This window comes from Leptospira fainei serovar Hurstbridge str. BUT 6 (genome assembly GCF_000306235.2).
GTDB classification, from domain to species: domain Bacteria; phylum Spirochaetota; class Leptospiria; order Leptospirales; family Leptospiraceae; genus Leptospira_B; species Leptospira_B fainei.
Genome location: NZ_AKWZ02000003.1, coordinates 155,816 through 180,943, shown reverse-complemented (window position 1 = coordinate 180,943; position 25,128 = coordinate 155,816). Strand labels below are relative to the sequence as shown.

15 protein-coding genes are annotated in these 25,128 nt (G+C 44.7%); 7 read left to right on the top strand and 8 right to left on the bottom strand.

What is annotated here, in order from left to right; translation table 11 throughout:
• Positions 1–93 precede the first annotated feature (93 nt).
• On the top strand, positions 94–2,436 hold the full coding sequence (locus LEP1GSC058_RS04945) for an inorganic phosphate transporter (RefSeq protein WP_016548613.1): 2,343 nt from the start codon (positions 94–96) through the stop codon (positions 2,434–2,436).
• A 120-nt stretch (positions 2,437–2,556) separates the two neighbouring features.
• Here the strand turns inward: LEP1GSC058_RS04945 and LEP1GSC058_RS04940 are convergent, their stop codons facing one another.
• From LEP1GSC058_RS04940 to LEP1GSC058_RS04915, 6 genes are all read right to left on the bottom strand, one after another.
• Positions 2,557–4,521: a TRAP transporter large permease subunit gene (locus LEP1GSC058_RS04940; RefSeq protein ID WP_016548635.1), complete on the bottom strand. Its 1,965-nt coding sequence runs from the start codon at positions 4,519–4,521 to the stop codon at positions 2,557–2,559.
• A 103-nt stretch (positions 4,522–4,624) separates the two neighbouring features.
• Positions 4,625–5,641 carry a putative solute-binding protein gene (locus tag LEP1GSC058_RS04935; RefSeq protein ID WP_016548304.1) on the bottom strand — a complete coding sequence of 339 codons (1,017 nt, stop codon included), beginning with the start codon at positions 5,639–5,641 and terminating at the stop codon, positions 4,625–4,627.
• A 47-nt stretch (positions 5,642–5,688) separates the two neighbouring features.
• Complete coding sequence (locus LEP1GSC058_RS04930; RefSeq protein WP_232224620.1) at positions 5,689–6,714, bottom strand: hypothetical protein; 1,026 nt, start codon at positions 6,712–6,714, stop codon at positions 5,689–5,691.
• A 149-nt stretch (positions 6,715–6,863) separates the two neighbouring features.
• Positions 6,864–8,465: a BTAD domain-containing putative transcriptional regulator gene (locus LEP1GSC058_RS04925; RefSeq protein WP_016548412.1), complete on the bottom strand. Its 1,602-nt coding sequence runs from the start codon at positions 8,463–8,465 to the stop codon at positions 6,864–6,866.
• A gap of 312 nt (positions 8,466–8,777) precedes the next feature.
• Complete coding sequence (locus LEP1GSC058_RS04920; protein ID WP_016548437.1) at positions 8,778–12,527, bottom strand: Ig-like domain-containing protein; 3,750 nt, start codon at positions 12,525–12,527, stop codon at positions 8,778–8,780.
• A gap of 9 nt (positions 12,528–12,536) precedes the next feature.
• Positions 12,537–16,106, bottom strand: coding sequence for a hypothetical protein (locus tag LEP1GSC058_RS04915; RefSeq protein WP_016548542.1), 3,570 nt, complete (start codon positions 16,104–16,106; stop codon positions 12,537–12,539).
• A 580-nt stretch (positions 16,107–16,686) separates the two neighbouring features.
• On the opposite strand from LEP1GSC058_RS04915, the gene LEP1GSC058_RS04905 reads away from it, so the two are divergent.
• From LEP1GSC058_RS04905 to LEP1GSC058_RS04885, 5 genes are all read left to right on the top strand, one after another.
• On the top strand, positions 16,687–17,841 hold the full coding sequence (locus LEP1GSC058_RS04905) for a helix-turn-helix domain-containing protein (protein ID WP_016548365.1): 1,155 nt from the start codon (positions 16,687–16,689) through the stop codon (positions 17,839–17,841).
• 98 nt (positions 17,842–17,939) lie between these two features.
• Complete coding sequence (locus LEP1GSC058_RS04900; protein WP_016548504.1) at positions 17,940–19,010, top strand: fatty acid desaturase; 1,071 nt, start codon at positions 17,940–17,942, stop codon at positions 19,008–19,010.
• 102 nt (positions 19,011–19,112) lie between these two features.
• On the top strand, positions 19,113–19,979 hold the full coding sequence (locus LEP1GSC058_RS04895; RefSeq protein WP_016548445.1) for a DMT family transporter: 867 nt from the start codon (positions 19,113–19,115) through the stop codon (positions 19,977–19,979).
• A gap of 4 nt (positions 19,980–19,983) precedes the next feature.
• Entirely contained in the window at positions 19,984–21,702 is a 1,719-nt protein-coding gene (locus tag LEP1GSC058_RS04890; RefSeq protein WP_016548695.1) for a hypothetical protein, read from the top strand.
• Between the two features lie 43 nt (positions 21,703–21,745).
• Entirely contained in the window at positions 21,746–22,327 is a 582-nt protein-coding gene (locus tag LEP1GSC058_RS04885; RefSeq protein ID WP_016548367.1) for an MORN repeat-containing protein, read from the top strand.
• 52 nt (positions 22,328–22,379) lie between these two features.
• On the opposite strand, the gene lsa20 is transcribed toward LEP1GSC058_RS04885, so the two are convergent.
• The gene (gene lsa20, locus LEP1GSC058_RS04880) at positions 22,380–22,958 is read right to left on the bottom strand and encodes an LIC11469 family lipoprotein adhesin Lsa20 (RefSeq protein ID WP_016548518.1); all 579 of its coding nucleotides are present in this window, start codon (positions 22,956–22,958) and stop codon (positions 22,380–22,382) included.
• A gap of 9 nt (positions 22,959–22,967) precedes the next feature.
• Positions 22,968–24,440 (bottom strand): discoidin domain-containing protein, encoded by a 1,473-nt coding sequence (locus LEP1GSC058_RS04875; RefSeq protein ID WP_016548682.1) that lies wholly within the window; start codon positions 24,438–24,440, stop codon positions 22,968–22,970.
• A 198-nt stretch (positions 24,441–24,638) separates the two neighbouring features.
• On the opposite strand from LEP1GSC058_RS04875, the gene LEP1GSC058_RS04870 reads away from it, so the two are divergent.
• Positions 24,639–25,070: an Rrf2 family transcriptional regulator gene (locus LEP1GSC058_RS04870; protein WP_016548420.1), complete on the top strand. Its 432-nt coding sequence runs from the start codon at positions 24,639–24,641 to the stop codon at positions 25,068–25,070.
• Positions 25,071–25,128 lie beyond the last annotated feature (58 nt).

Genomic DNA, 25,128 nt, shown 5'->3' with positions numbered 1-25,128 from the left:
AATTTAGGTTGAGGTTGCCCGATTCCCTGAAAAAGTTCAAAAAACAGCGATTCAGGGCAACTTTCCCCTGACTGATTTACAGGTACATATTATATGGATATTTTTCTAATCATCGTAGGAGTAATGGCCGTCCTTGGGGTCATGGACCTTCTTGTCGGTGTCTCGAACGACGCGGTAAATTTTACCAATTCAGCAGTCGGCGCGAGGGCGGCGTCCAGGCGATCGATTCTAATCATCTCCGCAGTCGGAATTCTATTCGGAGCTTTAAGTTCCAGCGGAATGATGGAAGTGGCGAGAAAAGGAATTTTCCATCCGGAATACTTTAGCCTCGGCGAGCTCATGTTTCTGTTCTTAGCGGTAATGGTTGCCGACATTATTCTGTTGGACCTATACAATACTCTCGGCCTACCCACTTCCACCACGGTCTCTCTGGTATTTGAATTACTGGGCGCCTCGCTCGCGATGGCGATTCTAAAAACGGAAACGATTAACGACGCATTCCGTATCATCAATGCCGAAAGCGCATTAAAGATTATCTTTGGTATTGTGTTTTCAGTAATCTTCGCCTTTTTTGCCGGATTATTTTTGATGTTTATTTTCCGGCTTATATTCAGCTTCAGACTGGAAAAAACGATTCGGTTATTCGGAGGAATATTCGCAGGTTTAGCGACCACAATCGTCATCTTCTTCGTTCTACTAACCGCAATGAAGGGCTCGACGCTCATTAATAAAGACCTGCTACAATGGATAAGCGATAACTTTCGACAAATTATCATAACGTCCTTAATCGGATTTTCTATCTTCTTTCAGATCCTCGTATTTTCCGGCGTAAATGTTCTCAAATTCGTAGTACTATTGGGAACTGCATCCTTAGCCATGGCGTTTGCAAGTAACGACTTGGTGAATTTCATCGGTGTTCCGATTGCCAGCCTTCAGACTCACGAGTTGATCAAGCTTTCGAATTGGAACGCGAATACCCTAGCGGTAGGATTGGCGGGAGAAGTTCCGACGCCTAACTTGCTTCTTTTAGGCGCGGCGCTGATCATGATCTTTTCCCTTTTTCGCTCAAAGAAGGCGGAAACGGTCACTCAAACCGAGGTTAGCCTCGGCTCTCAAGGAGAAACGATCGAAAGTTTCCAAAGCAGTCTTGTCGCGAGAGTTTTTGTTCAAATCGCGTTAGGAATTTATCGGCCGATCAAGATTATTCTCCCTAAAGGAATCAGAACCTGGATCGGTGAAAGATTCTCCAATGTGGCTTCCAAAGAAATCGTTAAAATCCATGAGAACGACGCATTCGACTTGGTTCGAGCTTCCGTAAATATTCTGATCGCTTCCGGATTAATTTTGATCGGAACGATTCAAAAGCTCCCGCTATCTACGACATTCGTAACCTTCATGGTGGCGATGGGAACATCCTTGGCGGACGGCGCTTGGCAAAAAGAAAACGCAGTCAACCGGGTCAGCGGAGTCCTAACTGTGGTCGGCGGATGGTTTATGACCGCAATCTTTGCTTCGATGATGGGCGCTGTGCTAGCGACTACTTTCTTTTACTTCGGCTTTCCTGCAGTAGTCGCCGTACTCGCTGGAACTCTTTTCCTAGTTTTACTTTTCAACAGAATTCACGGAAAGCGAAAGGCCGATTACGATGAAAATATCGAGAAACTAGTCAATATAAACCGTCATCCGGAAAAAGCACTGGCAAAGACAGTATCATCAATTCTAGGCAGTTTGATCGTAGCCAAAAAAGCGATGAATAATGTATATTCAGGTTTCATAAACGGAAAGAAGAAAGATTTTAAGCAAACCGGAAAATTACTTAAAAACATCAAGAAGATGTATGAGAATTCCATATCCAGCTTTCTAACCTTAGCCGATAAACATTTCGACGAAAGCGAATTCCAATCCATTCATCCGGTAACGAATGCGCTCGGATACATCGATCGAATCGCCGAAAATATTACGAATATCTTAAGAAGTAGCTCTAACAATATAGATTCGTTCCGCTCCGGATTAAGTAAGGACGAACGTGAGGACTTAAAAGACCTACGGAAGCTTGCCGAAGAAGGATTCGAACTACTCGTAGACTCCGATAAAATCCCGAGCCTTTTGGATAAGGCCAGATCCAAAAAGAAGGTCAAAGAGCTCTCCGATATCAAAATTCGTATCTATAAGAATCAAATGAGGCGGATCAGAAAAGGTGATAGCCGACTTAAATCAAGCGCTTCCTATTTCGTGGTCGTAGAGGAACTAGTCGATATCAACGAAAATCTAATGGGTCTTGCGGAAGAATTGCATAGCGTCCTCCCTTGGGCCGAAGAGAAGAGAAAACAATTACAAAAAAATAATAATATCTCCAACGGACGCAATGCCTTGCTTTCCTTCGAAGAGAAAAAAGACAAAGGTAAGAAAAAGAAGAAAAAGAAACTAAAGGCCTAAATCGCCGCCTAAATCGATCGGCTACAAAACAAAACCCTGCCAAAAGCAAAGGCAGGGTTTTTGGTCTTTACTCGGAAAAAAAACCGAGCGATCCGATCTTTCCTTATTCCGATGCGATTATTAACCGAATAGAATCGGCCCGAATGCGGTCACGATAAGCGTAAGTAAGAGCACAACAATCGGAATGATAATATGCTCGTGTCTCGCGATAAATCCTTTTCCAGTCAACGATTCGTCTTTTACAAGAAGATCTCTAACGACGTGCTTGGTAAGTAAATGATTTAAGGCGACCGGAGGCGTCAAATATCCCAATTCAAACGAGACTAAAGCAGTCATCCAGAAATTCAAAGGATGAATCCCGTTTGCCTTTGCGATCGGATACAGTGTGACCGACACGAGAATTACCGCTCCATACGGGTCCATCAGCATTCCGATAATCACGAGAGCGATAGTTAAGACTAGCATCGCAGATAGAGGCGAGCCTAATTGAGTTGGAAATAAATCGATTACTTCCGAACGCTCGAACACTCCCCCCATACAAGCGGAAAGCCCCATCAGCAGAAGAAGCGCTCCTAAATGCGATCCAGCATCGTAAGAAGTACGGGAAAGCTTTACTGCCTCTCTTGCCGGCTCGGTAATCGGATGAGTCGATTTGGATAATTTATAATCGATCGAAAGAAGCGCCAGCATCGCTAAAGGAAGAATATAGGGAGCGGTATGCTCGTCAAAATGCGTTCCCAAACCGAGGACGATCACCAGTACGATCGATACTGCGACTAACATATAGATACTGAAAGGTTTGAATGCTTTCCAAGTTTGAGCCAAGGCGTCGGTTGCCGGACGAATTTTCCAGGACTCCTTACGAGTAAACCAGCTGACTATCAGGAAAAGGCTGGAAGAAACCGCAAAGACTCTCCAACCCCAATAAAACAATTCGTCCGTTGTGACGTCCAGATTTAAAGACGCAACGATCACTACAAGCAAGCATGGCGGCAACACTACGCCTAAACTTCCGGACATTGCAGTCGCAGCCAGTGCTCTTTCTTGGGTCGCACCGGCCCTTCTCAATTCGGTAAAGATCGTAGCCCCTAAAGCCAAAACGACGATTCCCGAGGCGCCGCTATATGCGGTCGGTAATGCCGCAACAACTACGATGATGACCGCCATTAATTCGGAAGGCAGATGCCACGGATTTAACAGATCGAAGAATCGACGGCCAAGAGAGGTGTCTCTTAATAAAATTCCGGTCCAAACATACAAGCCGATTTGGATATAAAGAGTCGCGTGAGCCGTTAGCTTTTGAAGGTAAATCGCTAGACCAGGAGGATGGTGTTCCAGAAGGAAGAAATACAAACCGCAGACAAAAGCCATCCAACAATACAAAGGAATACAAAGCAGCATGTTCGTTAGATTCGAATTCTGTCTTCCCTCTCCCGACTTAAAAACCGGATGCAACAAATTATGAACATTTAAATAAGAAAGGAAAGCAAGACCGACGATCCACAAAACCTGGATCTGAGCCTCGACTCCCTTCTGTAAAGGAAGCATGAATGCGGCGGAAACCAAAACGATCAAGTTTGCGACGATCTGACTAACCTCGGTTGCGATTTCTTCCCGAGAATTCTCCGGGTTCCGCAATGCGATATGGTATCGCCTAGTCGTAGAGACGGTTCCTGCGACCAAAAGCAGAACCACCATGGTCATCGGAATATAATCGGTTGCAAAAATCGTAATCCAAGAAAGCCTACGTTCCACTCCGCAATAAAGTGCCTGAGTCCAAGTTAGATTTGCCGCAAGCTTGACTAACTCCAGTTGGGTTTCCGTAGGTCCGGTTTGAACCGGAGCTTGGCCGGAGGAACCGAGATCCAATTCTTCCAATAATGCCGAATCGGATTCGCTGACTTCGGCCCGTTTATCTCCGGCGGTCCCCAAGCCGGCCATACAAACGTTGCGGATCATCGCGTATTCCGGCCAAATACTTCCTCCTAATCCTAGCAATCTCGCCTGAACAAGCTGTGCTCCACTTTGAATTAAAGGCACAAAAAGGAAAAACAATACAGACCAGGAAACGATCTTTCTCCACATAAACTCTATCCTCTGGATTTTGCGGCTGACGGTTGAATCACGGAAAGAAACCTTTCCGTGATTCATTCTTTATTTATTTCTATTTTCTAAACTGGAAATTAGATTATTCTAAATTATCGGAACATTCCGCAGCGCCGGGCTCGGATTTGCAGCGAACACCCTTCATTAATTTGAGAATCGCGGGGTGATACACTTTCTTATCGCGAAGTTTAATGCGAACTTCCCGAAATTTTTCAAAATAGCTATTTGCAAGTTCCTTGGGAACTTCCAGCCAAAATTTTGCCGGAATCTCCTGCTCTGCCCGCTTGGTAAGCGCAAGCATGGAGTCGAATTGGCTAGCCGCCCAGTTCCTGGAAATATTTCCGAAATTCTCCGGAAAATCTTTTTGTCGAGCCACGATTTGGAACGTAAGCTGTCCGATCGGAAAGCGGACGATTCCTCCATTGGGGGAAATTCCCTTCATCAATTCCAAAGGTTTAATTCCGATTGCCGGAGAATAGCAAGCATCCGCTCTTCCATTATTGAAGATACCTGCAAACGTCGCGATTTCAGCCGGGACCATGGAAGCACCGACGATATCGACCATTGTAGTCGCGGCCTGATCGTAGGTCAAAGTGGCGATTTTCTTTCCGGCAAGATCCTTAATGTCCTTCAGATTCTTGTCCCGAAGAAGAAGATACACGGCTCCGCCCGGAAACATTGCCATCGTTTCATAATCGCCATCCACGTTCAGTTTCCGCGCTTTAGGATTGGCTAGAACTTCGATCGTTCTATGCAGAAGGTCGTAACTAGGCAAAGCTCCGATCGCTTCAATGGAACCTGATTGGGGAACATATCCTCTGACTCGGAGAGAGGTTAAAAATGCCATATGACATTTTCCGGCCTTGAAGTCGCTATTAGCCACCACCTCGTCGGTATAAGCCTTAAGATCCAAACGGATTCCCCAGGTGAGTGCCTGCGCTTGGTATCTTTGCGCGGATTTGAATACATCCCCATGTGCGCCTGACGGATCAAACACGCACATTGTGCGATCTACTGCTTCCGCAGCGTCTATCGTCCGGATCCAGGTCGGGTTTCCGAATGTGAGTAATAGAGCGACCGAAATTAGATATTTTTTCATTTTCATTTTCTCCTGCCTTTCGAGGTTCCGCTTCGAATCACGAAAGTTTATAAGTCCTTTAGTAAATCATCATCTTCTTTATTATTCTTTTTTCTTCCGCCCGGGAAACTTCCAAAATGAATCGGACCGCGATGTCCTGTTTCCTTGATCCAAATCTTATCCGATTCGTGACGAGAAAGGCTTTCCGCAAATGTTTCTAAGAGTCTATATTCTTTTTTCGCCGGAGATTGATGCATTGCCTTCGCATGATCTTGGATCAGTTTTTTCATAAGCTCGACGTTGCCCCGTCCTGCAACTCCCTGAAGCTGGAACGCCCTAGCTAACCGAACGCCCGCTTGATCTCCGAGCTTTACTGCTTCATCCAGATGCTTGAACGCATCTTTCCCTTCCGGAGTGGCGCCTGGAACGGAAAGCCAGACCACCGCTTCGAACGCTAATGGAGTTCCCCACCATTTTTTCGGATCCAGACATTTGGAAGCCTGAGAGACGACGGAAGGAATTTCCGTGGTAATCCCCGCGTATCCTTGAGCCGCACGGTCATGCAAAATTGCGAGAAGACCGGAAGCTAAACCGACCATAAAGTAAAACTCTTCTTCATCGTCCATGGAAGGACATTTACCCTTCCACTCTCCGAAATATTGCAGAAACCGATTGTAAGATTCTCCGTATCGCTTTGCTGCAATCCCATGATGGCGAATCTGGATGGCTTGAAAATCGGAAGCTTCCTCCCCTCGTCCCTTACGAACGGCCGCAAGATATAATAACTCGGCTTCTTGTGCTTTTCGTTCTGCACAAATTCCGGCTCCCATTTGAGCTACCATTACGGGTAATTCCACGGAAGAACCGACTCTCTCGAACGACGCGACCAATGGACCTAATGCGGTTCCACCCACGCAAACCGAATCGAGGTCGTCGGAGGCTAATAAATAAGGCACTAGATTGTCCTGAGCATACGAATTCAGCGTACGACCAGTTACCCTGTATACGATGGAACAATTCAAAAGATTTATTGTAACAATCGTTACAAAAAAGATTGTAAGTTTATTCATAGGAGGCTGGGAGAACTTTTCCACTTAAAGTTTGGCGAACTCTGGAAAAACTATTGAAAGGACAAAGTTACGTCCAACTATTTTTTTTCTAATGATCGTTTTATTCTAAATTTAAATGTTGTAGGTGTAAATCGAACGAGTGAAACGAATTAACCTGTAATTTTGCCGGATTTTTAAGCAACCGTAGAGCTGGTCCGAATTCTTTCGATCAAAGATATCGTATCCGGTTCCGGTTCCACTCCTAATTCTTTCTTCAAAATCTTTTTGAGATCTTCAAATTTACGTAGGGCTTCATTTTTCCGATCCAGTTGCTGCAATGCTTCAAAATGATATCTCCATGCCCGCTCATCCAGATCATCCAACCGAATCCAGCTTTCGGAATCCAAGAACAAGGCGTCAAAGTCGCCCTTCTTTTGGGAGAATTCGCAAAGAATTCTATATGTTTCGATCAGATTCTTACGCAAATATTCCCTTTTAAGATCGGATTCGGGAAAATACAGATCGAATTCGAAAAAATCCCCGCGGTAATATTCTTGGGCTTTCTTAAAATTCGAAACGGCGTCTTCTTCTTTTTTGTTTCTAAGTAATCTGTGAGCTTGTTCGAGTTCCCGCTCGAATTCCGAGAAATCGGCTATAACGAGATCCGGATGGAAATAAAGCCGATCCTCAGCAAAAACAAGGGCATCCGGATTCCCCAAAATCTTACGTAAACGGAATAGTAAAGCATGAAGACTGTTTAAGGCGTTCTTTTCGGACATTCCCGGCCAAAGGTTCTCTAAAAGTTCTTCCTTATGAATACCTTTCCCGTATCGCACGACTAGAAGTTTAATTAATTTAAGTAGCTTCTTTTTGCTCGAGTATTCGGATGGGGAGATTTTTTTACCGTCAAGCTCAAGTTCCAATGGACCCATCGCTTTCACTTTTAGAATCAATTGGTTGGGAGCCTTTTTGCGGCTCAACGGAGAGGATCGGACTTCCCCAACCTGTTTCGAGCCGGAAATCGAGTCGTTTTTAGGGTTTAGAATCTTTTCAGACTGTGCGATACTTCCATGCAGCCATTTAGCGATCGATTCTTTAAATTCCAGCCTTACTTCTCTCTCCGATTTGTTCACCGTAAGAAAGCTATCGACCGAGAACATTAGCACTAAAAAACTAAAATGCGAAGTGTATGGAATCGGTAAGACGTCCGTAGCTACGAGAATATCCAAAATCACAGACGAACAAAATAGAATCAGACCGAATAATAGGAACGGATTTCGAAAATGATTTCTCAGGAATTGATTCATAACTTTGAACAAAGTCCAAAAGATCATCAACATTCCCGATAAATACAGATACTGAACAATGATCGGTTGCTTCGTTTCGTAGATTATGATACCCAAATATGGAAAACTTCTGGGGTGGGAAAGTTCGATCGTATACGCGTTCGGATCCGTAACCAAAATTCCCGAGAGAAGAAGATTCAGGAAAATATAGAGATAAGTAAAATCCCGACTGAATATTCTACGATAGCTGTTTACAAAAAGTACGAGGAAGGTTCCGAAAAAGGGAACTGCCGTGTTTTCCAACCGCTCCCAAAACAAAGCCCTCTCGATGCTTTCGGCATTAATTGTCTGGATAAAGAAGAATAAATAAGTTCCGTACGAAATCTGCAAAAAAGCAAAATGAAGCAAATATACCTGCTTTCGGTTCCGAAAGAAAAGAACCAAATTATGGACAGTTCGGTAAACTAGTACCGTAACCACCAGATAGCAGGAGAGTTGATAGTACGTCATGATCGACTTTCCTTTCCTATCTCGTAAGGATTACTGCAACCCATTTCTTAGAATGCGACAAATTTTGTGAATAAATGCTCACAATCTTAAAATTCGCACGAACCTACTTGGATACACCGGGACTCCCCCGGGCAATTTCTGAGCACGTTCGAAAGTTTGCAGGCAACGAGAATAGAGGAAGATAGAATTCTAATCCAGCACAAAGAATACGAAAATATTCTTCCGAGAAAAAAACCGGAATCATTTTCCTCCGGTTTTTCCACTCGGGGAACAAGGCCTAGACCTGTTGGAATCGAGCCTTATCGAATCTTTTTACGGACAAACGATCAACGATCCGGGATCGGTGACTGCTTGCCCTACAAAACGCATACCTCCTAAAAGATACGGGTCGCTCGTTTGCGGCGTACTCAAGGTAAAGAATTGCACTTTATCGCTCGTTGCACTAATTGCACAGGCGGTAGAAAGATTCAAGGGCGAAGAAGTCGCCGCAGGATTCCTAAGTTTCGGGAATGTGATCGTGGATGGCATCGGTATCTCTTTCATGATGCTGTTTACCATCGGAACGATCAAAGTCGTAACCAAGGGGGAAATTACCGCCTTCACGCCTTCCGGATCCAATCCAAAAGGATTATTTGTGGAGCCTTCCAACACTTCTACTGCGTAATCCAAATTATTCGCAGGATCCAAAATTACCTGTAACGCGTTTAGATTCGCTAAATTCGGATTCCCGGTCGGGTTCGAGAAGGTTTTAAAACGAAAATCAGCATCGGCCGCAAAACTAATTCGAACCGTTCCCAAGGTTTGTTGAGACCCGGCTGGACGAGTATCGGCAGAGCAATCGGCGAGATCGTCGCTTGATAATCCCGCGCAGGAACTCGGTTTTATTGCGATAATCTGTAATTGCATTTCTGTAAAATAGAGACGCATTTTCGGCACTCCTCCGGAAGTCATCGGCTTAAATTTTACGTTCGGCGCAAGTATGGGAGACATGACCATATTAATATCGTCGTAAGATTTTACCGGCGGCGCTAACTGGTTGGAAGAATTCAAACCTTGTAATGTAGTTCTTCCGGGAACCAATATCGTTACCAAAGGCGACGCCTTCAAGAAAGAGGTGGTCAGCGCAAACAAAGGATCCGATCCGGCAAATGAATTCATTCCGTTAATGAACTGCTGATTGAGTACTATATCGAGTCCCCTTCTTTTCCACAGATGGAAAGCCGCCTGTGAAATCGTATCAGTGTGCATCGAAATTAAAAACCCTGGATTGCTGGCGGACTGGGTAAATTGATAACCCGACGGAGGCGGACTGGCGGCGTTCCAAGTCCTCGTGGATACCATCCCGGATTTTCCGGACTGACTGCGAAGTCCTCCAGCCGGACTGTAACCGCTTGTAAACGCAAAATCAAGCGAAGTGACTAGACCTTTGTTCGTTCCGTCGTGTTTTATAATCGCATCCGTATTTAATTTAAACCTCACGTTTAAGGGAAAATTACCCAGCGGTGCAGGTAAATAGTCGGGAAGGGTAATCGTTACCCCAGTATCTCGTAAGTCGGCAACAACCGAATTGAGAACATTCGGCGCAATCCTAGTTACGATGTCTTTTAACATATATTGAGTTATAATTTGCTTCACGAGAGGTACGGTAGTTCCCGCCATATCTTGAATGGATTGACTTCCCACAATGGCGGCGATAACCGTTCCGAATTGCTCGCTACCGCCTAAATACGTCATAGGAGATGTCCACATAAAGTCGGACGTATCCTCACCCGGATACAAACCGGACATCGATAAATGATTCGGGTTGGACCAAGGCAGAACGAAGAAATTATTAAGATTCGATACGATATCTGCCGGACTTGGGTTATCCGGGAAGTATGAATCGTTAACGGTAAACGGGGTACGAACGTTCATCGTAATCAATCCGTCAGTTCCGACACTAAGAGTATTTCTCGCTCTCGCCGTAGCCAATCTTGGTTTGGAAAGTTGAACGTTTTGCCAATCGTAACCGGACCCGTTAAGCACACCCTCGACAGCAGGATCCCAATTCAATTTTGCGGTTGTGGTAAAAATCAATTGAGCTCCCGGTCCCATAAAGGTTCCGAACCAGTCCTCAAAGCGGGATACCACCAGCAAATCGACCTCGACGTATCTGGATTTTAGATCGAGTCCCAATCCTGGAGCGACGGCACCGGCGCCAGGATTTACTTTTAAGTCGGCAACAACGTTACCTAGTTGAGTTCCGACACCGGCGCTACATCCGTAAGTGGCATTATTGGAACCGCAACGAACCGCTTGAGGCAGACGCATGTCTGTGACATATACGTCCATGTTCACTGCTGCGCTACCGTTTGCGATACCTTGGTTGGTAATATTTAAAGTCGCACTGTACTTGGAAAAGGGCCCCGGTGAAACAGCGCTAACGTCCCCGAAGGTTTTAAAACAAGATACCCAACTGACGGCATTATCGATATCCACCGTATCATCGCACATCGTCGAGATTTTACCCTTAGGTCTTCCGAAAGGAGAAAAAGCGGTCGCAGTATAGCCGTCATACTGCTTTACGTCGGTAGGATAATGACAGTAACTCCATGCAGGTTCGTTCCAATGGGTGATCGCCTGGCATTTAGCGGTGTTACCCGATTGGCAGGCATTATAATCGCTCCAATTCCAACTGCTATTGGGGTGGAACGGAGGACCATAGTCGTTAGGTCCTCCGTTATCCGAAGGACCGCAGGAAGCTGGTCGAACCCAACAATATCCTTTACCTTCTGCTCCCGGCTTGGATCCAAAAACGGATATATAGGAATAATTTTGGAAAGCGGAAAGATTCGCATTTCCGGACATGAGTCCGTCCGGCTTCATACACGCCTCTCCGATGGTCCATTGTCCGTTCTCGTAAAATTTACGCTTTGGATAATTCGGTAATCCTAAGAGAAAGTCCTGGAAGGTTCTCGGAACGCCCGTCGAATCCAAAACCTTGAACGCACCCGTGGTGAATTTTTGAATCGCTTTCCCTAGAAACGGAAGCATCTGAGCCTCGTCCATAATACCGTCAGCAACGTAGGAAAGAAGATTATCAGGATTTTCTAATCTTCCATAGTTAAAGCTGAAATATTTTCGAAACGTTTTTCCGTTTGTTGCCTTGATTTCATAGTAATAAGTGTTTCCACCCACTGTCGGAGGAATCTGAGAAGTATCGAGAGTCAACGCAATCGGAGAACTCATTGAACAGGGGGGAGAATTACAGATAGTTTGAGAATTCGGGGAACCGACTTTATTAAGCGTAATACCCTGAATATAATTATTTGCCACAACCGGATTTTGAAAGGTGGACGCCAATTGCAGTGCGGCGGATTGATCGAACGTAATATCGTTATTACCGTTCAAAGTATACTGGCTTCCTTGGGTGATCTTATTCGTTAAGCTATAATCTACTGCCGTTCTAAATTGCACCGTATAATCTTGGAGAGCTGTTCCTGAGATCGTTAATGCCGCAGACGTAATCGTTAGCGTATAATTCTCAGCCGGTTTAAATTCGCGATATGACTTGAATCGGAGTTTTTGGCTGCTCATCCAGTAAAATTGTCCGCCAGGATTCGGTCCTAAAAGCGGTCCGCTCGATCCCGCAATGGAGAAATTAGCCTGAGTGATCGTCTTATTCATCGGGTGAGAGAAACGGATCTCCAATTCCTTATAACGATCCACACTATCCAACGAATTGATAAATAGAACCGCTTGAGGACTCGTTGCCCCGAAATCGACGGGCAGCTGTGCGACGCTATTATCTACGCTATTATAAGGCTGCAAATTCGGATCGGAGCCTGAACCCTTTCCGAAAGAAAAGAAACCGATATCAAAAATATCCGAAAAATCCAGACTACTCCCGTTCTTGGGTTTACAGAAGCCGAACGAGGCAGCAATTACGAGCGCGCAAATAAAACGGACGAAAAATCGATCGGCGCTTTCTCTTAAATTAAATATCTTCGTATTCTTCATTTTCTTTATCGATCCTTGTTCGATTCTTGCGGGAGTATTACGTTTGTTTCGATTCGTATTCATGTTTATGCCTCATCGAGTGAAGATCGTGGTAAACCGGTTCCAATAAGTATCAGAACTTTCGTCCTGATTGAATCTGTCGTAGAAGGTAAAACCGCCGGGCATTTCCTTACGACCGCCGGCGGCCATATCCGCGAAAATTCCCGTTAAAACTCCCATCGTATATAATAAGGAGCTAGGGTCCTGTTGCGGCGTCTGAACCATATCGGATACGATCAGACGTTTCGTATCCGTAAAGATTGCCTTTAGCGGAAATGGAGTGCTCATATCCGCTTCAAGGTAGGAATAAAATTCTCCCGTCCTGACAAGACCCATCATGACTCCAACGATGCTCCGTCCGTTAGGCGAAGCGATATCGATTAGATCGGGAGTGTCTCCGCTTAATAAATTCGATATTAGGTAATCCTGATTTCCGTCCGAATTGCGAAATAGAGAACCTATAAGATTTAAGATACCTTGGATCTCCGCAGTACTTGGAACGTTATCGATGACCATATCGAGAGAGAAGTCGAGAGTCGGAATCAAACTGTAGACGGATCCGGCGGAGAAATAATCCCGGAGACGAACTGCCCAGGCCCCCACTTTATCCCAATCCGGATCATATACGTTAGATGATCTTGTTCCCGGATATGCCGCCAACATATCGCGAACCGATTCGAGATAAGTTTGTAAATTGTACTGGATTGCGGTGGGAGATTCGTTCGTAAGCTTTACTTCTCCTAAGAGATTCGCTAAGGATTGAAACGTGAGAGCGGCGCCCGAAGCCCGTTCCGGTCTTCCCATCTCGGCCATCATTTGCACAAACGTAGACAAAAGTTCCGTGCGAGACATTAAATTCAATAACCCGTCTTGGTAACGTCTGTCATTCTCCGAAAGGATAGAAATGGGAGATCGAATCGGCTTTTGAGTAACCGGATCTAGATACCGAAATAAATATTCATCGGGACCAGCCGAATTACTTCGTACGCTCGAATCGGAGTTTACGATTTTTACGACATCAATCTGTCTTCCCCCGGAACCGGGTTCCGTATCCGTAATTCTTCCCAGAAGCGGGCGAGTCAAACTTCCGCTAAGACCGGTCAGAATTTGAAACGGATTTTTACCGTTAACCGAATCCGCCTGGTCGTCCAAGGTTTGCGCGAGAGCCACGATCAAAGGGAGCAGACGGTTTCGTTGACCCCAAGCGGCATCGACCGACGTTCCTAGAGTGGGATCGGCAGGCGACGAAGCCAATACCCGGCTAGAAGTCAGGAAGGAAAGTCTTTCCATAACGGAGAAATTTGCGGCGATGACTTGCGGGATTACTCCGTAAGAGGAGGTGGGAGGATAAAAAATACTATAAACGCTCGTATCGCCTAAGCTATTAAACGTCAACGAACTGGAACCGGTCGTGCCGTAATCCCAAGCTTCCAGATAGAACATACTGTCTCCCGGTAGATCGGAAAAATTCGTCTGAAGGACAGGAATGCCTGGTTGCCTAAAATTAGGTTGGGTAGACGATGCGCAACCGGGTTTTAAAAACGTCTGCTTTACTCTCCAAATACCGTTAATTTTATCCGTGCAGTTAGTTCCGTCCTGCAAGATCGGAGTCGCACCCATTAGACCGTTTAATCCGTTCGCAATAAGAGTAACATAGGCTGCCATTTTATAGGGAACACCCGCACCTAAGGAGGCGCGAAGTGGAATTACCGCGACCATCCGTTTTTCATGCAGAAGCCATTGGAAATTCTTATAGAGAGCTTCTTCGTCGGAACTGACTGCCCTTTCAGCTTGATCGTCTTTTGCAATTTCCCAAATCGGGATGCTCCACCCTTTCGCGCCGGAAGCGTTAGTTCCGGAGGAAACGGGAGTGAAGGAATTATTGGCGTAATTAGCGGTCGTTTCCATTCCCCCCGGCCCTACCCAACGGCAAAGACTTGTACTATTGCAAGCGCCGCTCGCAGTGTTAGAGACTTTGATTCTATATTCGGACGTGTTCCAACTAGACTTGTAAATCAGGTCGTTTCCGTTCGAATCTTTATACATCTTTCCGTCGATCGTATAAATTGCGCCGGACGCATCAGTTCTATTCCGGTTATAGTAGGGACCTCCTCCCGAGAGAAGTACGTTCCTAATCAATTTCATAATGAAAGGAATCGTTTTCGTATAAACAGTGTCGTTAGCAGACGGAAGTATGCTTGCGTCCGGCGCTTCAAGCAGAGTTAACGTTGGCGTATTAATGGAAATCGTAAACGGTGTCGGAGAATTTGCATCCCCGTTCCTAAAAACGGCACCGTCTACGGAACTCTGATTCATAAAGGATTTAATCCCAATGCTACCTTTCATAGTCGATCCAAGGGAATATATGCTATCTCCAACGGTCAGAACACCGCCGGTCATCGGCCCTCCGTTTGCCGATCCGTTCGGTTCCAAACGCATCATCGAAGTATCCGCGGGATTCTCCCAACGAAAGCCGAACTTATCCGAAAGCGTCAAAATGAACATGAGGGATTCGAGCGCGCTAACCGGACTGCTATTCGTATCGTTAACCCTATCTCTTCCGAGAGCATCCATACGAATCAGTTCGTGAAGGGAAAAATCCACTCCTGATATGTTTCTCGAAAAATCAAAATTAGCGACGTTCTGCGCCAATTTCAATGAGAGAATAACGTTCGGGTCCGCGGTATAATTACCGCCGAAAGACAGCATAGGTTTCAAATAGCGAAAGGCTTCGGTTAAAAGCACGGAGAATTCCGAAGGATAGGTACTATCCGTATAATCCGTCAAAGTCGGATCCGAGTAGACCGAACCTCCCAACGTATAAAACTTTTCCAGGTTGATAATTAATTCCTTTAATACGGTGTCGGAAGATTTAAAATCGCTAAAGCCCGCTCTTTGGTTAAACGAATCGCCGATGGAAGAAATAATCTGAATCAATTTTTGCTTCATTACTTTATCCGCAATAAGAGAAGGGTCCACCATTCCTTGTAGCAGACCTTGCACCGCAGCCTTAGCGTTTGCATTCTGATTCAGCGCCTTGTCTAATACGTCTTCGAGTTCTACAAATAGGATTTTAATTTCAGGATCTCTCAAAACAGCCGCAAGTTCTTGGAATTTTCCATGCATCGTATCCTTGGAATAGGTGGCATACATATATGCCAAAGCCGCTTGGCTTATCGGCGATAAATTTCGCAATACCGGCTTTTGATAGGCTCTCAGCTTTTCTAGCCAAGGCTGCAGAGTATCGAAAGCCTGGTTGGGAGCATTATCGATTCGATCCAAAAGATCATGGACTTTTAATAGCGATTGCCTCACATGAGCGTTCGGATTAAGAAGCATATCGCTAGAAGAGCGCAAAAACCCGACGATATCTTCCCGATAGGGAATGGTCATCGAACTTTCAAGACGATCATTAAAAGGTACGGGCTGGAGACTTTGGAATCCCGCTTTCAAAGAAGGATAATTATCGAGAAGATTAAAAAGCCTAAGCCCGCCCCCCTGAATATTATCGTAAAAACTTGCGGGCGCTATCGCATCGTTCTTCGGTTTACAACACAAGAACAGTAAGAGGATAAAGCCGATCAAAAGACGCTTCTTAATCATTTTCGCTATTCCCATCCGCTTTCAACGAAATCGAACACAGCATAACGAACGCTACATAGAGCCGTCTTATATCACCCTTATATTTTAACCCGATGTTCAAAAAAAATTTAATTTCGGCAAAAAAAGATCGGGGCGCAAAATTGAGTCCCTTTATATATCAATTGTTATTTATAGTAAATCCCCGGCACTAAAAGGTCTCAAAAGATCATTTGAGACTTTTTTAGAACGATCCGTTTTTATTAATTACTAACGCGAGCTAACTGATCCAGAACTGAAGAGATTGAATTTTATATATAACGATCGATATATATAAAAGAAGGTGAGAGCACCGAAATGGACTCACCTAAGGCTAAAGTTTTCTCCGAAGCTGGGTAGGAACTCCTACAATCTTATAAAAACTAAAAGAATTGTTAATGAGATCAATTTTGTGAAATAAGGCAAATCCACCGCTTCGCTCCGGCCCCCGCCCAATAAGGGTGGGGATTCTAACCGCCCTGATCGTCTGAGCGAAATTTTTCCCTTTAGGCGATGGAAATGGAATTCCTTGACAGTACGATAAAGGAGTCGGATCTTCCTCGGCATGCCAAACTCGACCTATTTATTAGGAAGTCAATCTGAAAGCGGTCCTTGGTTGGCAATTCTATGGTGGATAGTTCACTTCGGCATTTCCCTTGGATTTCTTATGAGTCTAGGACAGATCGTTATTGAACGAAAGACCGCCCTCAATAGACTCCTGGCTTTACTTTTTGCCTCCATTGGGATCTTCCAAGCCTGCTCGGCATCCATTCTTTCCGGTTTTTATCAAACCCTGCCGTTCCTATCTCTCGCCTACTTACCGACCCTGGGTTCCATTGGCCCTATTCTTTATGGAATTCACCAAGTGAGCGTGGAAAGAGAAACCGAATCGTTCGGATTCCTTGGTCTGAGTAAAATTCACCTATTTCTGCCAATTTCCCTTTGGGCCATCTATCTATTCGGCATTTTTATTTCCGAAGAGCAGATCAAGGCAGCGATCGCCAATTTCGTCTCCGGACCCGGAATCCATATCAGCGAGATAATTCTGTTCGTTCCCCTCACCTTGCTTTTAGGTTATGTGACGGCAATTTTGGCGAAGAGCTCGGATCTTTTTCGCCCGGAAATTTTGCGGCAAGAATGGACGACCCGTATCCTTCTTTTTTTAGTTTTAGCGACTCTCTGCAATTTGATTTTAGGCGCGGTCTATCTACTTACTCGTAATCCATTATATCTGTTGGCAAACGCTGCAATGATGAGTTGCAGCCTATGCCTTGCCTATCTGATCGGCCATAAACGCCCCGAATTTTTTCGAGCTTTGCAGGAAGTAGCGCTGGCGACACGACAGAAATATGCCCGTTCCCTATTGCAGGGTTTAGACCGAACAGCCCTCAAAGAGAACCTTCTGCAAGTTATGGAGAAAGAACGACTCTATCGAGATGAGGAGCTAAGCTTGGCAGATTTAGCCGATGAGCTGGCTCTCTCGACCCATCAAGTTTCCGAACTAATCAACCAGGAGCTCGGAAAAAACTTCGCAGCGTTCGTAAACGATTTTAGGATCCGGGAAGCTTGTGAACTTTTGCGGAAGGATCCGGATCGATCGGTTTTAGATATAGCGTTCGAAGTCGGATTTCGGACCAAATCATCTTTCCATAGGGCATTTCAGAAGCATACCGGTAAGACCCCTTCGGAATACAGGGGCTTAGCGAGTAGTAATTTATAGTTTAGGACAAAACATCGAGTGGCATTCGATCTATTAAGACGACGGTAGAAGAGAAATCGGTTAAATTGAATCCAACCGAAAAGATGGAGAGGACACCGATGACTGCAATCGCACAAAGAGTGGTTCCAACCAAACCGAGCCTAAGACTTTCCGATAAGGAAAAAAGTAAAAGGATCATGAAATGGATCCGCTTCCGAGACAAACAACTACGTAGAAAATTCCCGTTTTTAAAGAAGCAAGACCGACTGGGAATGGGAATTACGATCGGATCCGCCGTCGGGATGCTGCTATTTGCCGGATTATATATTGTCGGATTGATTCCGGCTTGGACCTGCATTCTCGCAAACGGAATTCTAGCGTCTTTATTGCACGAGATCGAACATGACTTGATCCATAACCTTTATTATAAGGATAATCTTAAGAAACAAAACTTTATGTTTTGGATCGTTTGGATCTTTAGAGGAAATACCGTCAGCCCATGGTATCGACGAATGATCCATACCCTCCATCATAAAGTTTCCGGTCACAAAGAAGACATCGAAGAGCGACTGATTGGAAACGGAATGAGCTTCGGCCTAAAACGTTTTTTGACGATGATCGACGGAAACCTTTCCTTCCTTTTCCAGGCTCATAAGCTTAGGAAAGAAGCCCCCAAATTCAAGAGGAGAGAAATCACTAGATCCAGTTGGCCGTATCTCGTGATCTTTTATCATCTATGGTATAATTTCCTATTCCTGAATGCGTTTTATATCATTAACGATTACTTGGGAAAACCCATAAACGAACCCGCTTGGCTTGACGGAATCCGTACGTTTCTAAATACTTCGGCAGTGATATATCTATTGCCCAATTGGATCCGCCAAACGAGCATTCAGATCGTCTCGTCCAATATGCATTATTACGGAGATGTAAAGGGATTGTACGACCAAACTCAGGTTCTGAACTCCTGGTTCCTTTTTCCGTTACATCTCTTCTGCTTTAATTTCGGTAGTACCCACGGAATTCATCACTTCGTGGTCAACCAACCTTTCTATCTTCGGCAGGCGGTAGCGCCTTTTGTTCATCCGGCGATGAAGCGATATGGAATAAGATTTAACGATTTCGGGAGCATTTTCCGAGCCAATCGCATAGGAAAGCAAACCGGCTCGACTATCGCTCAAATTGCATAGTTAAGCTCATAAAGAGAATTATTACATCCGCTTTAAAAAGGAAATCTTCGCAAGGGATTTCCTTTTCTTTTCCTACCGCCTTCCCAAACTAGACGAACTTCCATGGAAGAAAATCGTCTCCGGACCTATTTAGAGTTCCAAATCTCCCAATTGATTATTAGCGGGAACGTCCTCTTCTCTCATATCCTTCCCTACTCGCCCTCCGTAATCACTTGGGGAAGAACTTTGTTCTCTAGCCTTCTCCTCGGATCTCTCCTTTATTTAAGAAAGAGACCGGTCCTTTTTTCGTCCAAACGAGATAACCTGATCTCCTTTGGATTAGGAGTTCTTCTTGCCGTTCACTGGGTCACGTTTTTTTCGTCCGCGCAAATTTCCAACGTAGCGATAGCGGTCCTTACCTTATTCACTCATCCGATTTGGACTGTCCTACTCGAACCTTTCTATTTCAAGGTAAAATTAAAAGCGTCCGATATCGCCATGGCAGGCCTCGTATTTGTCGGGATGTGGTTTTTAGTACCGGAATTTACTTTTGGGAACGAATATTTTGTCGGAGTGGAAATCGGGCTCGTTTCTGCACTTACACTAGCATTACGAAATTTACTGACGAAAAAATATCTGTCCGGACACGGCTCCTCGCAGGTGATGTTTCATCAGAGCGTGACCTCTTGCGTGATACTTTCCCCGGTTCTTCTTTTCGAAACCACCTTCAAAACCGGACAGGATTGGGCTTTGGTATTTTTATTAGGAACCTTTTTCACGGCGATCGGCCATACGATGTACATTAAGGCCGTATTCAAAATGAAAGTAAAAACCGCAGGTTTACTTGCCACGATACAACCCGTTTACTCCGCTATTCTTGCTTGGCTGATCCTGGGAGAATTTCCGAGACAGGCGGAATTCGTCGGAGGAACTTTGATCTTAGTCGCCGCCTTTGTGGAATCCTTCAGATACAATCGCAGATCCGAATAAATCGATGTCCCGAAAATTCTTAACAATCGTCGATACCTCCGCTCCCTTTTTCTTAGAGCATGCAAAAGGAACGGTCAATTGGTCCAAGGCCCCGCTATCTTCTTTAGAAAAACAAAAATCCTCCTTCCCTTCCAAAAAGAAACATAAACGCGTCCGCGAGTCATTCCGCACTTATACTAAGAGAGTATCCAAACTCGGATTCAACTCCGTTACGATAGACGAACTTTGTTACCTGATACCTCATTCTTTTTACTCCCAAGAATTAAACCTGAAAATCTCTTCCTATAGAAAGAAATATAAGAAATTGTTCAAGATCGCCTCCGAAGAGGGTTTGAAAATATTTCTCACGACGGACTTCTTCACTTCCAATAGAAATCTCGAAGAGAAAACGAAGGGAGATCTGGATCGTTCGACGGATATCTTTATGACCGGTCTGGAATCTTTCTTTCGTGATTTTCCGGAGGTGGACGGAATCGTCCTTCGTATCGGAGAATCGGACGGAGTGGATGTTAGGGGCGATTTTCGAAGTAAATTATTATTAAGAACTCCCGCTCAGGCTAATAGGTTCTTAAACCAAATTTTACCCATCTTCGAAAAATATAATAAAAAATTAATATTTAGAACTTGGACATTAGGAGCGTATGAAATCGGAGATCTGATTTGGAATCCGGAGACATATAGAGACGTTTTCCGAAATATCCGGAGCAAGTCGCTGATCATCTCGATGAAATACGGGGAAGGTGATTTTTTCCGGTATCTTCCCTTAAATCCGCTGTTTCTCGAGGATGATCGTCCTAAACTTATAGAATTGCAGGCTCGAAGGGAATACGAGGGATTCGGAGAATTTCCGTCCTTTATCGGATGGCTCTATGATCGTTACCGAAGCCAGCTCCGGAATGCCAAAAATATGGTAGGCCTCAGCGTTTGGACTCAAACGGGAGGTTGGTCCTCTTTTCGAAACTTTACATTCCTAAAGCATTCTTCTTATTGGAACGAATTGAATACGTTCGTCGCATTAAAACTTTTCACTAAGGACTGGTCCGTTGAAAAATGCGTTCGTAGATTTTTCGGAAACTCCAATTCTAACGAATTTCTTCACTTTCTAAAACTCAGCGACCGAGTTATAGAGGACCTTCTGTACGATCCGGAATTTGCACGAAACGCGTATTACCTTCATCGAGTCAGAATCCCTCCTCTATTGCATGTGACTTGGGATAGAGTCACCGTTTCCGATCCATTCAGATTTCTTTATTCAGCTCTTTCAAAAAATGGAATATATTCCATACGACAAGGAGAAGCGGCCATTCGCCTACTAGAAGAAATGCGGCAAATCGCCGAGAAACTCGAACTTCCTTACGAATTTGAATTTCAACGAGATACATTTTATCTGCTCCTGCTATGCCGCCGCCTACTCTACATAACCGATCAGAACCGAAGCGGGCCTATCTTCGAAGAGGCAATAGAGCAAGCAAAGACATATTCCAACCGATATGCCAACGCCTATCAATTTCATATACTTCCACAAAGGAAAAAGATCGGTTTCTTTTCCCGTACGTTACTCAAACTTTTCGTCCGCCGCCGAAGTTCTTATCGGATCCTGGACAAATTACTGTTTCATCCCGCACTCCGATTCGTTTATTATTTGATTTATTTGAGAATCAAGAGGCGATTGCCCAGTTTTTTAAACCAGCAAGCGATGCCAGTAAGAGAACTTCTGCGTTGATTTCCGGTTGACGAAACTCGAAATACGTCGCAAAATTTCGAGTATGATCGTTTTTCCACTCCGGCCCGTTTCGATATTATTCTACGCGTTATGCTTGATTGTTTGGATCAATTGCTCAAGCGCCCCGAATACGAAAGAATCACCCTCTAATCCGGAAGCCGCAGGAAATTCCTCATCGGACGCTCCGAAATCCGATTCTCGTTCAGTGAATCTTTCGGACGAAACTACGGAAGATGGTCGTTGCGAACAGGGGGACTGCGAAAATGGTTCGGGAGTTTACGTGTATTCGACGGGAGATAAATACGTAGGAAATTTTAAGAACGGAGCACGAGAAGGAAACGGTAAATTTGAATATAAAAACGGAGACCAATTTAACGGAAATTTTTCCGGCGATCAAAAACAAGGACCCGGAACATATACTTTCGGCAATGGAACGATCGTGGAAGGGAATTTTTCCGACGGCATCCTGAAAGGAAAAGCCACTGTCTCCTTTCCGGACGGAGGAGTCTTAGAAGCGGATTTTATCGATGGAAACAATTCAGCCTTAGGAAAGTTTACACGGGCCGACGGGTCTCAGGCGGATTGCGCATTTCAATCCAAAGCGCTCTACTGCCAAAGCAATTAATTAATCTTTCGAATAACGGTTCTTAATAAGCGAAGAAAAGGGAAAAGCTTGATTAGTCTTCCGAAATTGATCGAGATCTTGAGGATTCCCATTCCTTAGCCTGGGAAGGATCCACTTTGACCAAGGTGTGAGTGATTGAAAATTCCTCACTCGCCCAATTCGGCATCGTTCTCAGCTCTACGATTCTATACCAAACGTTTCCCGATTCCACCTTAAACAGGTGATTAACGCATAGACATTTGAATTTGAATCCAAAACCGAATTCGGGCGGCGTAACCGAATGAGGAGCGGCAAAGAAAAATAAATCATCTTTGCTATCATTCTTATAAACCAACGCAAATCGTCGAATTTCTCCCGGCGAAAGAAGTAGTGTCGAGGCTTTGATAGGAATCGAGATCGGAGCCTGTTCCAAAGAAGCGACAGACTTAGTATCCCAGAGTTGAACCGGCCTTTGGGCTGCCAATTCGTACAATTCCATTTTGCCCGGTACTCCTTTCAGAATCCATTCGATCCTGACCGGTACTGCACCTTTCTTACCCTTTAGATTAAGAGAAAACTCTTCTCGGTTCTCCTTTTTTCCGCAATTAACGAAAATAGAAAAGACTATGAACGCCAAACAAAATCGATTCACAAAAAAATATTATTCCTGAATCATTTCAAGGGATTTAAAATGAAATACCTTATCCGGGTTTTCGTTTTGAACATAAATCTTATCCCCGACTTTACGAATTCGAATAGTCTCTTGGAATATTTTCTCGGAATTGTTCGGATCGGATTCTCCCATATTGCAATCCCTTCCGCACCCGTTACAGTCGCCCCCGAAATATTCCTCCTCGCTCGTCTTCTGCCGAACGAGTCCGAAAATTCTAAGCTTTAAACCGTCGGGTTTAGCTTCTTTCACTTCGTAATTTCCTAACGCAAAGAAACTTCGATTCGTAGTGCTTCCTCCTCCTTCGTCCGCCGTATTTCCTTCCAAAAACATGCTTCCGTCCGAGCGGAGCCGAAGAGTCCAATTGGACGATACAAGATACTTATCCGAAACCTGCTCTTCCTGAGGTGGTTGATCGGCGGAAGCTTCGGGAGGCGCAGGAGGAGTTCCTTCCATCGACGAGGAATTGATCGGAATCTCTCCGGAGTATTCTCCGCCCACATAACTCCAATTTAAAACATTATTAATATTAGCGGCAGCAAACTGAAGAGCGTTCTCTTTCGCGATTTTCCTAACTTGTTCGATCGGGTTCGGTAAAATCCAGTCATCGCCGTCGGAAAAGCGGAGTTCACTGATGATGAGCCCCTTATAACCTTTTCCGTCATAAATCGAATCAACCGTTAAACGAAGCTTTTTTCCCTCGAAGGGCTTCGACAGTGAAATCGTTTGAGGACCTAGTACGTCCTGAACTTCGATCTTAGCGCTGTAACCATCGTCTCCGGTCAATGTCGCCGTTTTCAACCGGCCATTCGTCTGGCAGTGGCGTTCAGAGCGCTGATAGCCGTTCCAAATTTTAAGCGCCTTTATTTTCTGCTTTTCTTTGAAATCGAAATCCAGCGTAACACCTTTGCCTCGCTTATCGGATGCCCAAGCATACTCGTAACGGGAATCGAATAAATTCATTACGTCGTAGGAAAGAAAAGGCTTTGCGGTTTCGGAAGCTTTTACGGATGCCTCGATAACTTTCGGAGATTTCCAACCTAATTTGGACCCTTTTTCATCGTAGAAAACGACCTTATCCACGCAGATATCCGTATTTTTATGAAAATTGAATGTAACGGAACGCGCACTGCGAGGAGCGGAAAATTGCACGGTCGCCGTGGACCCTCCTCCGGTCAAATCCTGGCTATATTCATCAAAATTAACGTATGCCGTGATCGAGTCCGCAAACGAACCGTTGCAGGATTCGATTTCGATCTTAGAAAGTAAAAACGACTCGTCGGGATAAACGTGAAGTTTCACGAAATTGGCGCCTTTCTCAGGTCTCCATTTTTTCCCTTCCAGAATGTCGAATGGCAAACCGCTCTCCATAGAGGTGGCAGTTATCATGGAAACCGGAAGTTTTTTCCCGCAAGCGGATAATGTAAGAACGAATGACGCAATTAAGAAAAGCTTAGAACGCATGTTCAGAATTCTCCTGGCACAATGATACAACGAGTAGAAATAATATTTTTCCTATCTTATCTTTGCAAATCCAAAATGAAAGTTTTCCCGGTAAAAAGAGATAATGCGAACTGCGTCTATTCGGCTCCCTTTTTATGCTAAAATTCTCCTTGCTTTCTGAGTGTTTTAAGCCAGGCTTTCTATTAGGCAATCGGTTCTATGTCCATTCCAAGCAGATATTCCATCGCAATCCATGTCTTATCACTGATAGAGTTGGAGAATTCGGGAGAACTCACTTCTCAATTAATGGCGAGCAGCATCGGAACGAATCCGGTCGTCGTGCGCGGAATCCTAGGAAAACTAAAAAAGGCAGGCTTGGTTGTTACACGTCAGGGCGTTCCCGGCGCGAGCTTAGCTAAGACTCCCGCGGAAATCCGTCTTTTGGAAGTGTATAAGGCGGTCGAATCGACTGAAGAATTATTTTCCATCCATGCCCACGCTAATCCAAAATGCCCTGTAGGAAAAAAAATTCAAGGAGCTCTGGTCGGGATTTTCCAAGAAGCCCAGAAAGCTTTAGAAGATAAATTGAATGACTTTTCCTTAGCGGACGTTCTCCTCAATATAGAAGATGAAAGTAAAAAACGAGCCTGAGATTCCGCTCGCCCGAACTTCAATTCGACTTAAAATCTAAATCAGTCTGCTCCTCTAA

Bases quoted from the DNA above. Each gene is read 5' to 3' on its own strand.
- LEP1GSC058_RS04940 (WP_016548635.1), bottom strand. From the start codon at position 4,521: ATGTGGAGAAAGATCGTTTCCTGGTCTGTATTGTTTTTCCTTTTTGTG.
- LEP1GSC058_RS04875 (WP_016548682.1), bottom strand. From the start codon at position 24,440: ATGCGTTCTAAGCTTTTCTTAATTGCGTCATTCGTTCTTACATTATCC.
- LEP1GSC058_RS04900 (WP_016548504.1), top strand. From the start codon at position 17,940: ATGACTGCAATCGCACAAAGAGTGGTTCCAACCAAACCGAGCCTAAGA.
- LEP1GSC058_RS04895 (WP_016548445.1), top strand. From the start codon at position 19,113: ATGGAAGAAAATCGTCTCCGGACCTATTTAGAGTTCCAAATCTCCCAA.
- LEP1GSC058_RS04920 (WP_016548437.1), bottom strand. From the start codon at position 12,527: ATGAATACGAATCGAAACAAACGTAATACTCCCGCAAGAATCGAACAA.
- LEP1GSC058_RS04915 (WP_016548542.1), bottom strand. From the start codon at position 16,106: ATGATTAAGAAGCGTCTTTTGATCGGCTTTATCCTCTTACTGTTCTTG.
- LEP1GSC058_RS04935 (WP_016548304.1), bottom strand. From the start codon at position 5,641: ATGAAAAAATATCTAATTTCGGTCGCTCTATTACTCACATTCGGAAAC.
- LEP1GSC058_RS04925 (WP_016548412.1), bottom strand. From the start codon at position 8,465: ATGACGTACTATCAACTCTCCTGCTATCTGGTGGTTACGGTACTAGTT.
- LEP1GSC058_RS04890 (WP_016548695.1), top strand. From the start codon at position 19,984: ATGTCCCGAAAATTCTTAACAATCGTCGATACCTCCGCTCCCTTTTTC.
- LEP1GSC058_RS04885 (WP_016548367.1), top strand. From the start codon at position 21,746: ATGATCGTTTTTCCACTCCGGCCCGTTTCGATATTATTCTACGCGTTA.
- LEP1GSC058_RS04870 (WP_016548420.1), top strand. From the start codon at position 24,639: ATGTCCATTCCAAGCAGATATTCCATCGCAATCCATGTCTTATCACTG.
- LEP1GSC058_RS04905 (WP_016548365.1), top strand. From the start codon at position 16,687: ATGCCAAACTCGACCTATTTATTAGGAAGTCAATCTGAAAGCGGTCCT.
- LEP1GSC058_RS04945 (WP_016548613.1), top strand. From the start codon at position 94: ATGGATATTTTTCTAATCATCGTAGGAGTAATGGCCGTCCTTGGGGTC.